The sequence below is a fragment of the Paenibacillus sp. S02 genome, from assembly GCF_019454065.1.
GTDB classification, from domain to species: Bacteria; Bacillota; Bacilli; order Paenibacillales; family Paenibacillaceae; genus Paenibacillus; species Paenibacillus polymyxa_B.
This window is the reverse complement of record NZ_CP073682.1, coordinates 2,137,957-2,151,000: the sequence shown is the minus strand read 5'-3', so window position 1 is coordinate 2,151,000 and position 13,044 is coordinate 2,137,957. Positions and strand designations below refer to the sequence as shown.

General features: G+C 47.0%; 8 protein-coding genes. 3 read left to right on the top strand and 5 right to left on the bottom strand.

The features are described 5' to 3' along the window. Window positions 1-60: 60 nt before the first annotated feature. Window positions 61-1,764 (bottom strand): methyl-accepting chemotaxis protein, encoded by a 1,704-nt coding sequence (locus KAI36_RS09565; RefSeq protein WP_220027599.1) that lies wholly within the window; start codon window positions 1,762-1,764, stop codon window positions 61-63. A gap of 33 nt (window positions 1,765-1,797) precedes the next feature. Continuing rightward, window positions 1,798-3,072, bottom strand: a complete 1,275-nt coding sequence (locus KAI36_RS09560; protein ID WP_220028086.1) for an ABC transporter substrate-binding protein — start codon at window positions 3,070-3,072, stop codon at window positions 1,798-1,800. Window positions 3,073-3,315: 243 nt separating this feature from the next. Here KAI36_RS09560 and KAI36_RS09555 point away from each other — a divergent pair, with 243 nt between their 5' ends. After that, the gene (locus tag KAI36_RS09555; protein ID WP_220027598.1) at window positions 3,316-4,164 is read left to right on the top strand and encodes a copper amine oxidase N-terminal domain-containing protein; all 849 of its coding nucleotides are present in this window, start codon (window positions 3,316-3,318) and stop codon (window positions 4,162-4,164) included. 289 nt (window positions 4,165-4,453) lie between these two features. On the opposite strand, the gene KAI36_RS09550 is transcribed toward KAI36_RS09555, so the two are convergent. The 3 genes from KAI36_RS09550 to KAI36_RS09540 form a co-directional block, all read right to left on the bottom strand. Continuing rightward, complete coding sequence (locus KAI36_RS09550; protein ID WP_220027597.1) at window positions 4,454-6,295, bottom strand: adenine deaminase; 1,842 nt, start codon at window positions 6,293-6,295, stop codon at window positions 4,454-4,456. A 154-nt stretch (window positions 6,296-6,449) separates the two neighbouring features. Next, complete coding sequence (helD, locus tag KAI36_RS09545) at window positions 6,450-8,828, bottom strand: RNA polymerase recycling motor HelD (RefSeq protein ID WP_258382276.1); 2,379 nt, start codon at window positions 8,826-8,828, stop codon at window positions 6,450-6,452. A 356-nt stretch (window positions 8,829-9,184) separates the two neighbouring features. Then, on the bottom strand, window positions 9,185-10,216 hold the full coding sequence (locus KAI36_RS09540) for an FUSC family protein (RefSeq protein WP_220027595.1): 1,032 nt from the start codon (window positions 10,214-10,216) through the stop codon (window positions 9,185-9,187). Window positions 10,217-10,403: 187 nt separating this feature from the next. Between KAI36_RS09540 and KAI36_RS09535 the strand changes: the two genes are divergently transcribed. After that, a complete protein-coding gene (locus tag KAI36_RS09535; protein WP_220027594.1) occupies window positions 10,404-11,726 on the top strand; it encodes an MFS transporter in 1,323 nt (440 codons plus the stop codon). A gap of 93 nt (window positions 11,727-11,819) precedes the next feature. After that, complete coding sequence (locus tag KAI36_RS09530) at window positions 11,820-12,989, top strand: glycosyltransferase family 4 protein (RefSeq protein ID WP_220027593.1); 1,170 nt, start codon at window positions 11,820-11,822, stop codon at window positions 12,987-12,989. Window positions 12,990-13,044: the final 55 nt, after the last annotated feature.

The window sequence follows — 13,044 nt, the reverse complement described above, 5'->3', positions numbered from 1 at the left end:
AGGACTTGTTTTTCTCGTCCAAGGCTGCCGCTCTTAACTCCAGTTGATTTGAAGCTTATTTTAAATCTTGAATACCGACACCGTTTGATTCATCTCTTCCGCCCTCTTGGCAAGCATGTTAGCACCTGCAGACACTTCCTGCATGGATGCAGTAGTTTCCTCGACTACGCTTGCGACTGTTTGAGTAGAATCTGCTGCACGTTCGGAGATTTCAGCAATTTTTCTCATAGATTCCACCATAGAAACGGTTCCTTCATTTACGGATCTTGCTTCTACAGCTGCTGTGTCCACCTCACCGCTCACTTCTTCAACGGCACCTACAATCTCAGAAAAAACGTTACCTACACCTTCGACAAGCATCATGCCTTCATTCAGAGATTGAACACCTTCATTCATTGAAATCACAACTTCATCTGTTCTTAAGGTGATTTCGTTGACCAGAGAAGAGATCTTGCCTGTTGCTTCACTTGCTTGTGCCGACAGATTGCGTACTTCAAAAGCAACAACCGCAAACCCTTTTCCCTGCTCTCCCGCCCTCGCAGCTTCTATACTCGCATTTAGTGAAAGCAAGTTGGTTCGGGCTGATATATCACGGATCATAGCTGTGATCTGTCTGATCTCCGCAGACTTTTCTCCTAGAATATTTACCACTTCAGCGGATTGAGTTACCTTGGTATGCACATCTCTTATTTGAGAGACAGTGGAAGACATTTGGGTTTTCCCGTTGTTTGCTTTTTCTTGTGCTTGGGTTGTAAGATTCGCCACATTCACAAAGCGATTGGTTATGTTCTCTACACTTTTAGAAACGCCTACCGTGTAATTCAGCGTTTCAGCTATATCTGCAAGCTGTGTCTGAGATCCTTCTGCGACTTGAGTGGCACTTACTGCTATCTGCTCGGTTGCAATGCTTGTCTGTTCCGCACTGGCCGTTAACTGTTCTGCTGTAGAGGCAACCAGTAAAGAGTTATCCACGACTTCCTTTAAAAGGTTACGCAGTGAATCGCACATTTCATTAAAATCGGATGCCAGTTCCCCGACCTCATCTTTTGATCGGACCCTAAGGGGTTCCACTTGTAGGTTCCCCCCGGTTACCAGCTTCATCTGTTCCGCTATCTTTAATATGGGCTTAGTGAACGATTGAGCCAGTAAAAAAGAACCGATAATTCCAAGGATTGTACATATGATAGTCAGAGAAATCATAAACAGTTTACCTGAATAGTAGGAATCACTCGATTGATTAGCTGCATCCGTGGCGTACTGCTCATTAAGTAGCTTCAGTTTAGTTACATCGTCTAATGCTGCCTTATAAATAGAAGAATTTCCATGAATGATCATGTAGGCCATCACTTTGTCGTTTTCTTCCATGGCAGCGGAAACCACTTTGAGATGGCGAAGATACATTGCCCACTGACCATAAAAGTTGGTGAACAGTTCTTTTTCCTCTGCCGTAGAGGCTAAACTTTGATATTCATTTACACTCTTATCCATTGAAGCTGTAGCTTTGGTTAGTTCCTCTTGATAAGTGCTGCGAACAGCAGCATCCTCTTCGAGTATCATTCGAACGGTGAGTCTATCGATTTCTGTAATCTGCTTATCCATACCTTGAAGAAGAATAACCGCAGGCAAAGACTTGTTATTTACCTTATCAGAAGCCTCCCCCATTTCCGACATCTTAATGACGCCTATTACACTTGAAAGGGACAGTACGATAACCAGTATGAGCGCTGCACTAATTATTTTTTTCTTTAGCGTTAATTTAAACATCTTTATCTTCCTCCCGTGACTGGTCTCGTGTCATCACTGCTGAGCTTTCCAGTATATGCGTATTTGGCGCAACAGCTCAGCCTTATCTATCTTTCCACTGATGTAGCTTTGGATAGATGCTCCTGTGATGGCCCCATGATCAGGTGGGAGGGTTGCCATAAACGGCAGCGTCTTTCCGCTCGACATATATGACTTGATCGATCTACTCAAGGGATCGGTAGGCTCCAAGTCAATATTCTTGAACGCCGTTATAACATTGGCCTTGTTAACTAAAAACTCTTGTCCAGACTTTTCGTATACCAGCCAGTTCAAAAACTTCTTTGCCTCCTCTTGCTGCTGAGGTGTGGTAGTTTTGGAGTCGATGAATATATACTTTGTCACACCGACTGTAATCTTAGCATTGTTAGGATCATCCGTATTATCGCTTAATGGAAGGGGCAAAAAGCCGTATTCCTCATTTGCTGTATCATTGCTCTTAATTCCAGCCCACGCCCAGTTGCCCATAAACCAAAGCCCTACCTTGCCCTCTCCCAAAGCTTTGGCTCCATCGTCATATGTACTGTCCAAAGGCGAGTGCTTATTGATGCTGTTATCCTTGAGCAGGTCTAAAGTTTGTACCCATCCAGACATTACACTGTTTTGGGACATATCGATGGAGTTGTTCTGCATACCTTTAACAAACTCTGAAAAACCCCCAGGCTGAACAGAATAAGACAAAGCTAAAAGATGAGAGCCGAGAGACCAGTCCATTGGCGAAAGCATGACCGGTGCTACTCCCGTCTTCTGAATCCTAGCCATTAATGAGTTCAGGCTGCTTCTGCTTTTTACCGAGGAAGCATCAAAAGAACCCCCTGTCGCTTTGTCCAGCACTTTCTTATTGTATATTAATCCGTAGCCTTCCACTGCGAATGGAAATCCCAGCACAGCATTGCTTTTCTTAACGGTGTCAAGTCCATTTTCTATTGTATCGGCTACCCACTTTTCTTTACTTAAATCAAGGGCCTTATCCAGAAATTGCTGAGTGTCTCCCGGATCAAGCATCGACATGGTTGCTGCACTTCCTGAGCCGTACATCGACATCAGCTTTTGATATGCAGACGTTCCCTCTGGAGCGGTAATAATCTCTAAAGATACTCCGGGGTGCTCTTGATTGTATTGTTTTGCTACTTCTTCTAATTGAGTTTTTATTTCAGCTTTGGAATTCAAAAGTGTAATCTTGGTCGTCTGCTGTGATACTGGTGAGGCTGAACAACCTATAAGCATCATTAAACATGCTAGAGAAATCGCAACTTTTAGCTGTATTCTCATTATCTTTCCCCCTAAGGATTTACTTTGATTAAATTTATGAATAATATTCAATGTTATCGACATAATTCCCCGGGAAGGTTAGAAATTTTAAAACGGTAAATATAGGAAGTTAATTAAATAGTACAAACTGGTTGTTACGTTAAGTTAACAGACAGGACAGCGCAACGATCTTTATCCAGTTGCGTCTTAATATGGGGTAAAGTTGCTGCGCAACAAATTTAACCAAGAAAGGAGCAATCATTTATGAAAAAAGCTTTCTTTGGGGCTTTTCTTATAATTTTTTTATTTATTTCATCCTCCACTACTTATGCAGCAGAAAATCAAATCAAAGTTGACGGTGTGACTACTACATCCGATGTGAAGCCCGAAATGAAGAACAAACGCACAATGGTACCTCTACGTGTTATTAGTGAAAGTTTGGGGGCTAGCGTCGAATGGTCCAATTCCGAGGTTATTCTCGCTAAAAGCGATATGAAAGTGAAATTAGCAATAAATAGAAGCACCGCGGAAAAAAACGGAGAAAAGATACTGCTTGATGTAAAACCATACACGAAAAATAATCGCATATATGTTCCACTTCGTTTTATTGCAGAGACGTTTGGCTGTAATGTCAATTACAACAACTTTGCAGTGACTGTTGATACTAAACCATTGTTCATAGACGGTGTACAAGTAAAAGCATTGCAATATGAATACCATATGTTTATGGGCGGCGTAGTTCAGCAAATTAATGTAAATGCATTTAATGAAACCATTTATAATATTTTCGCAAAAAACATAGGTGAAAAGGTTGAAGCACCTGCAAACTACTCTTGGAGCTTCACTATTGACACATTTGGGTCTTATTATAAAAATGCACAATATGATTTCTTAGACCAAAAAGGGAAAAGCTTAGTTCGTTTTGATATTTATTCTTTAATTAGTCCTGTTCCATCTGAACTTTCAACAGAATATCCAGAGATTTTAGTTCATGACGTATCGAAAGATGAGTGGTATTTGTTTAACGATACCGCAAGAAAATCCATTAATCAGTTAATGTTTACCGCTGGGAAGAACGGTTTTCTGAAGATTATAAGTAACACAACTGTATAATGTGATTTTTTCTTATTACACTTTTTTCGTCTCCAAAAGATAAAAGGCAAATTCCCAGCTGAACATGCTTCACACGGGTTTGCTCTACAAACCTGTTCCAATCCTGCTCTATAATCGAGGCATGATGAGCCATCTTTTCTAATGAACGATAATAGGGATGCATCTGCTCACCGCTCCTTGACTTTTATAAAGGAATCGAAGGTAACTTTTTTGGCTTCGTATATGAAAAACAGGGGTTATCCCTCAGGTCTGGGCAGACCTGCAGGATAACCCCCAGCGACGTGTTCTATCAGACTTCCACAGCATCCTCTTCCACGAAAAGAGATACCTTGCGGATGCCATCCGCTCCGATCACGACAAGCCCCTGATCCGACAGACGGATTTCAGGGATAACGACCAATGCGAGCAGTGACAGTGTCATCAGCGCGTTGTTCAGCATGCAGCCGGATTGCTGAAGCGCCCGGCTGATACTTTCGGACTGCGCAGCCACCTCTGCAAACGGAGCTGGGGACATCAGCCCGGCGATAGACAGCGGGAAGCGCGTCTCACCCGAGGCGGATACGACGACCACGCCACCACGCAGGGCAACAGCCTGCTTCGCCGCCTGGGTCATGAACTCGTCATCATTACCAATGACGAGCAGGTTGTGGCTATCATGCGCGACGGTCATGGCAATCGCAGCCGGCTCGGTGAAGCCCACACCTGTTACAAGTGCAACCGCGTGACTGCCACTGGCATGATGGCGCTCAAAAACGGCTATTTTGCACAAATCCTGTGCAGGATCTGCCGTGACTTCTCCATTACGGACCGGAACCGTCATCCGCACTTCCTTCGTGTCCACGTGATTTTCCGTAACACGAATCACCCGTACAGGTACATCTCCCTCCTGTACTGGAGCCGCAATGCGGAAATCTGCAGCACTCAGCTCTCGCCCCAGATGGACGGTGTCCATCACTTCCGCAGGATAAACGAAGCCGTCCCAATCGGCGACCATTTGACCGTGCTCGGCCACCAGCTGGCCCGCTGCGATGGTAGCCGTCACATTCACTTCGGCCAATCGGCCATCAAGCAAAATAATGTCGGCAATCGCACCCGGAATGATCGATCCGATGTCCCGTGCCACGCCGAAGCGCTCTGCCGTATTCAGCGTGGCCATCTGAAACGCGGTTACGGGCTTGACGCCCTGTGCAATGGCATGACGCACGACGAAATCCATCTGCCCTTCATGGAGCAAGGATTCTGCGCTGCGGTCATCCGTTACCAGCATCATACGGCGCGTGTCGAGACCCATTTCCGTGCTGGCTCGGATCGTCTCGGCCACATCATGCCATGCGGAGCCTTGCCGCATCTTGGCATACATGCCGAGCCGGATACGCTCGGCTACATCCTCGGGCGTGACACACTCGTGGTCGCCCGTAATTCCCGCGGCTGCATAGACAGGCAGCCGCCAATCATCGGAGGCCCATGTAAAATGGCCATCCGCCACCTTGCCCGCGCGCAGCGTGGCCTGAATTTCCCCGATCATCACATCGTCTCCATAGACGACACCAGGGAAATTCATGACTTCGCCCAGCCCGATCATATCCGGGCCCCAGCTTAACGCCTCTGCGACTTCCGCCGGGCCGAAGGAGGTACCTGTCGTTTCCAGCTCCGGACCTGTGGACGGCACGCAAGAAGCCACCTGCATGTAAGCAGCCAGCGGTGTCGTACGTGCTTCGTCCAGCATCAGACGAAGCCCTTTTAGACCCAGTACATTAGAAATTTCATGCGGGTCAAAAAAACCACCCGTCACTCCCAGCGGCAGTACAGCCTTAGCGAACTCAGTTACGGTCAGCTGTGTGCTTTCGATGTGACAATGTCCGTCCAGTAACCCCGGTGCCATATAGCGGCCTTCCGCTTCAATGATTATGGTGTCTTCTCCAATCGTATGACTGACGTCCCTACCGACGTAAGCGATACGAGAACCTTGCACAGCAATAGACATGCCCGGCAGCAACTCGCCCGATACCACATTGACCAGTGTTCCTCCGCGGATCACCAGCGATGCCTTGCGCTCTCCTCTAGCTGTAGCTACCAACTCGGGTACACAGTCCGCCAGCGGCGGGCGTTGAAATACACTCTTCATGTCCATTACGTTTGTAACCTCCGTTTATGCTTCTTACCTGTTTTGCTTATTTGCTTATGTTACTGGAATACGCTCCATAATGCCAGCCAACTCTACATCTATTCAATCATCGCAAGGGTTTCTAAGGCATTGGTCCCCAGCTGATTGCACAATGTCCTCTCTATAGAACACGATCACTTTCTTCCACTTTGCGGGTATACGTATCCGAATCCCGTAAACTCACGAATGGCGTAATCTCCCCTATGCTATAAATATGCAGCAGATGCATCGCTCGCGTACAGGCGGTGTAGAATAACTTACGCTCACTCTCACGCTGGTATTGTTTCGCTGATCCGTCATAAATCAGGACCGCATCAAATTCCACGCCTTTTGCCAGGTAGGCCGGAATGATATGAATCCCCTTTTCGAAAGCAGGAGTTGTTTTCTTAATTAATTTTGGCTTCACTGACAGCTTTCCTTCCAGCGCTTCGTAGGCTGCCGCGCTTTCGTCAGCATTTTTACAAATCACTGCGATGGATTCATAGCCTTCTGCCAACAATTCTGTGACATTCCCAGCTATCTGTTGATGCAACTTTTCACGCGAACGCACCTCGGTTACAAGAGGCTTCTCACCCTTACGATTAAACGGTACAATGTGCTCTCCCTCAGCGACCATTTCCCGGGTAAATTCAACAATCTCCTGTGTTGAGCGATAGCTGCGTGTCAGGGAAATCATTTCGGTCTGATCTGCACCATACAAGTCATACAATGGCTCTGCATCCTGAAGCACCGAGGCATGGGCATAGATAGCCTGATTAAAATCACCCAGTGCCGTCATTTTAGCCTGTGGAAATAAGCGCTTGAAGAAAGCCAGTTGGAATGGGGAATAGTCCTGTGCTTCATCAATAAACACGTGACGGATGTTGCTATTAGAACGGAAACCCAGCATCAGCTCACGCAAATATAAAAAGGGTGTCACATCCTCATACGCTAACTCCCCAGCCTGAATTCGTTCCAGAGTTTGTCGACTAATTTCACCCCAGATGACGGGCAGCTCTGCATGATTCGCCAGTTGGCTCAGCAGCGTCTCGTTCATAAACAGCTCGCTATAGAGCCGGGTCGTATCTACGAAGCGAAGCGCCTTAATCCATTTGCGCAGGGGCTTTAAGCGGTCACTGACCACCATACGCGCCAATATTTCTCTTTCACGCGTAAAATCGTCGAAGGTATCGCCCTTATTCTTGGATTTACGGCGCATGCGGTTATAGGCACGCTGATAATCCTCCGGCTCCATCAGATCCATCTGTTGATCCACCCATGGGGCGGAGCATTCTTCCTTACCAAAGCGGGCCAGCTCTTTGAGCATCCAATCCCGCAGCAGCTCCAATCGGTTCGCCAGCCGCACCGTAGAGTCGAATTCATAAAACTTGCGTGCCATTTGCTCTACTGAAACTACCTCACGTCCCTGAAAGCGGATGGGTTTAAAACGCATTCCCTCCTGTTCCAAATACGTCTTGTAGCTTGTAATCACATGCAAGAATGTCTTGGACGACTTAAAGCGGATACCCTCCATCCTGGCTTCATACCCAGGCTGTAACGACGCTGAAAGCACATATTCCAGCTGTTCAAATGGATCTTCTAACTGAAACTCCCGGCCCAAACGCCGCTCCAAATATTCCTGAAACGTGGCCTGAAGCATATTTTCCTCACCCAATTCAGGCAATACTGTCGATACATAACTGTTGAACATCGGGTTAGGCGAAAATAACACGACCTGATCTGCTCGTAAGCGATCCCGGTACTTATACAACAAATACGCTACTCTCTGAAGCGCAGCAGAGGTTTTGCCACTTCCTGCCGCCCCCTGAACAATGAGCATCCGGCTTCGATCATCACGAATGATGCGATTCTGCTCCCTTTGGATGGTAGCGACAATACTTTTCATTTGAGCATCCGAGCTGCGGCTCAATACTGCTTGAAGAAGTTCGTCTCCAATCGTCACCCCTGTATCGAACATAAAACGGATCTGTCCATCACGGATCGAGAATTGGCGCTTGAGCGTGAGTTCCCCTTCCATCTCCCCTGCCGGGCTCTTATATGAAGCGGGCCCCGGCATGTTATCGTAATAAAGATTGGAAATAGGCGCGCGCCAGTCGTAGATCAGAAACTCCTCATCTTGATTATCCAGCAGGGAGGCAATCCCCAGATAAACACGTTCCGCAGTCTGCCCTTTCTCAGCAAAATCAATGCGTGCAAAATACGGTGAATCAAGCAACTTTTTCAAACGACCTAACGCCTCTGTAGAGTGCTTGTGTCTTCGTTCCCGCTCAGACAAAATCTCAGACTGCTGACGCAAACTGGTGGACGTCTCGCCCACATCATCTGCCTCACTGAAATTGATCGTTACCTCATCCCAGAAGTCTTTACGCATATCGACGACATCTCCGCGCACAGAACCAACCTCTGTCTCTAGCTTCCGAATACGCCCGCTAATCACTGCGGTCACATCTTCTACTCTTCGTTGTTCTTCATTCCATTGCTGTTCAGTAGTCACTGACATCGCTCCTGTTCCGTTTCCTCCTGCTCCACGCAGGGCTCCCTTGCGTACAAACTATGCTCTATTATGGACCCGGGCATACTCGCGGCATCCCCCTGATCCGGGAAAATTGACTAATCCTTTGAAGCATGCTATAATGTAAAAAGAAGTGTGATTCACAACTTATGCATATGGTTTCACCATAAAACAGAGCATCCTCTATTGTAGCAAGTTCAGTCCCTGTTCGCAACCAGCGGGCTTTTTTTGTGCGTTCTGGCAACCTTCTATTAACCTGTTCTTACACACTTGAATTCATTACATAAAAAAGCGACCAGCCATCTGATTGATGAATGTGGTCGCTTTTCTTTTAGGAAATTCGCCTATCTGCTCTCTTCTACAGGATGAATATGATCGGCCAGTCTGCTCAACCTCTCCAGCTGATGACCATAGTCGTACATCGCCGCAGCCACAATGGAAAGCCGCAGCATTCCTTCCTGACAATGGTCAAAACGTGTAATCGCATGCTTCATAAATTCGCCGTTGGCTTGCTGAAACAATTCACTTTCGTCCTCATTCGGTTTTAGCTTATTTTCGAATTTCAGTAGAGCATGCTCGTGAAAACGAATCAGTAGCTCCAGATGACTGTCAAAAAAAGCATCCGTTCCCTTTGGCCGTAAAGACTGGAAGTAGTGCCTTTCCACTGCATCCAGTACCTCATATCCCTTGTGTAAACTTCCGAGCATTTGTTTGTATACTACCATTTGTCTCGTTTGACTAAACTTAGAGCGATTGAGCTTCTTCTGCTCTTCCTCGAACAAATGATATTTGTCCGACAACGATTTAATGGCTCCCTCCAAATTTCCTTTTTCCTCTTTAAAGACAGACTCCTTAATCTCATCGGAAATGGCAGTACGCAGCAACAAAGACATGCTGTTAAATACATTTTGAATCTGATTAATAAACTGCCTTTTCGGTTTCGGGGGAAAAACGCTAACATTGATGACAAAAGCAGACACAATCCCAATCAAAGTTAGCGCAAAGCGGGTCACCGCAAATTTCCAGTCCCCTGAGGCTTCCATTACAGAAACAACGGTCACAAGTGTCAATCCAACCGTATCCGCCATATTTATTTTCAGACATATCATAAGTACCAATACACATACCAGTCCGACTGCAATCGGCTCATTCGAAAATACCATTCCGCCCAGCAACGCCATAATTGCACCTAGTGTGCTTGTTTGGAGTTGATCCAGAAAATAACGCCACGACCTATATATCGACGGTTGCATGGCAAAAATAGCGGCTATCGCTGCCCCCACAGGCGAATGGGTGTTCAAAAGCGTGCTCAGAAAAAGGGCGAGCGTCACTGCGATTCCCGTTTTTAACACCCGTGCTCCAAAAGCCAAAGCCATCCCTCCTGCTTACCTTTCAAATTTATTCATACCGAATTACTATAATGAAAATTCAATGTAAAGTCCATGCTTTATTATTACCCAAAACAATCGGAGATCAGGAATATTTATGAAATGTACAGTTCCTGATAGAATACATATCAACAGAATTAACTTATTTGCAACAACGTCACAGGAGGAACTCATCGTGTCATGGATTAGCAAAATGTTAGAAGAGCCCCGAAAGTGGCCGCGTAATATCCGATTGTTTTTTATGGCCAATCTGCTGTACCAGATGGGTACAGGAATGTTTTCTGTGCTGTACAACCTGTATGTCCAAAAGCTTGGCTTTGACGATGATATGAACGGCCAAGTGGTCAGCATGCAGGCGCTAGCGACGGCGTTACTGTTCATTCCGGTCGGATTTTTGGGGGATCGGACGAGCCGCAAAAATATGCTGGTCATCGGCGCGTTATTCAGCGGCCTGGCCTTTCTCGCCCGTACCTTTACAGATACCAGCGGAAGCATGTTGGTATTTGCCGTAATCTCAGGTGTATTCGCCGCCTTTATTCAGGTGCTGGCTGTGCCTTTTTTAGCGGAAAGCATAAGTAAAGCCCAACGCTTAAAAATATTCAGCTATTACTCAGCTCTTGTACTGGCAGCCCAAGTCCTAGGCAGCTTCGGGGGTGGCGTACTCGCAGATGGGCTGCAGACGTGGGGAATCACACCACTATCCAGTCTGCGGGTTGCTCTGTTCCTTGGAGGAATGGCAACATTGACCGCCTTTATTCCTCTATTATTCATCACAAAAACTACGGCAACCTTAGAAGCACCAGCTCCTGCCGAATCTTCACCTCAAACAGAACAAGTACATACGCCGCACAGTACATCCGATATACCTGCCTCGGAGACGCCTGCTGCTGCTTCTGATCGCCGGGTTATTGGACAATTTGTTCTTGCCCAGTTTTTTCTTGGACTGGGTTCAGGTCTGGTCATCCCGTATCTTAATTTGTATTTTACGAACCGCTTCTCCGTATCGCTCAGCGCAATGAGTTTACTGATTGCACTCGGCCAGCTCATGACCATCCTCTCCATGTTGATCGGACCTACCCTCGGCAGCCGAATTGGACTGGTCAGAGCTGTAGTTGGCTTCCAACTGCTTTCGCTACCGTTCCTTCTCATTACAGGCTTTACGAACGTGCTATGGATCGCTTCCATCAGCTTTCTATTCAGGCAAGCACTAATGAATGCAGCCAATCCGCTGCAAACCGCCATTCTCGTCGAACGTGTGTCAGATAAAAATCGTGGCATTGCCAACTCCATTCTCCAGACGACCTGGATGCTAGGCACCGCAGGTATGGGACCTGTACAAGCCTATTTAGTTACAACTTATGGCAACTACTGGGGCTATGCCATCACATTCAGCATGACAGGTGTTTTCTATATTTTGTCCTCCCTCGTCTATTACAGAATGTTCCGAGAAAAGCGCCCGTCCGCGGGCCAGCTTTTACAAAACCCGGCAAGCCCGTAAACAAAATCATGACACAATAAAAGCCGGAGCCTCCAAGCGGACTCCCCTGGAACGTCATAGGATAAATGAGAATGGCGGAGGAGGAATGAAGGCATGCTTCGAGTTGCATTATTTACGGACACGTATACGCCTGACGTGAATGGCGCTGCTCTGACCCTGGAACGATGGATTGGCTATCTGGAGACACATGGAGTATCTACGCTCGTCTTCGCACCGGAGGCAGATCATCATCTGCCCTCTGGGCCGGGTGTGGAGCGATTTCGAAGTATTCCCTTTTTATTGTACCGGGAATGCAGACTTGCGATCCCCAACGCCAAACAGATCAACGAGCGTCTGTTAGCCTTTTCCCCGCATTTGATTCATGTCGCTACTCCGTTTAACCTTGGCCTGTATGGAACAAGCTACGCAGCCAAACACCATATTCCACTCGTCGCCTCATATCACACCCACTTTGATAAATACCTCGAATATTACAAGCTTCGCTGGCTTGAACCTGCGTTATGGAAATACATGCTCTGGTTTCACAGACATTGCGAAAGGGTGTATGTCCCTTCTCAATCAACCATGGAATTGTTGCGCAATAAAGGAATGGGGCAGCTCGAAATCTGGAGTAGAGGCATTGATACTGACCGATTTCAACCAAAGGTGGACCGGTATGCAGTATGGAAGAAATGGGGCGTTCATGCAGATGCATTTGTTATTTTGTATGTGGGCAGGCTTGCACCGGAAAAGGGGATAGACACGTTACTGGATTCCTATCTCCAGTTACCCGACGACGTCCGCGCAGCCTCTGTGCTGGTCATTGCAGGAGATGGTCCATTGTATAAGGTCAAAACTGCAGCGGATATAGGAGTGCCGGAGCATGCAGTCCACTGGCTTGGTTTTGTGAAAGGCCCGGAATTAGCTGAACTCTACGCCGCAGCCGACGTATTTCTCTTCCCTTCCACCACGGAAACCTTCGGCAACGTTGTACTGGAGGCTATGGCGAGCGGTACACCTGTGGTCGGTGCCAATGAAGGCGGGGTAAAAGATAATCTAATCCATGGAAAAACAGGGCTTTTGTGTCCTGCTGGGGACGCCGCTGCCTTTGCCAAAGCTGTACACCTGTTGTACGAGGATGCCTCACTTCGCGATTCGATGTCCAGAGCGGGTAGAGCCTACAGCCTGGAGCAGACGTGGGACCGTATTTTTGAACGGCTACTGGACAGCTACATGGACGCAGCAACCCTACACCTTGACAGCCGTCCCATGACGCGAATGTAGCCTTCAAAAACAGCGAAATTCCAGATAGCATGAAAAAGGCGAGGTAAATAAATTC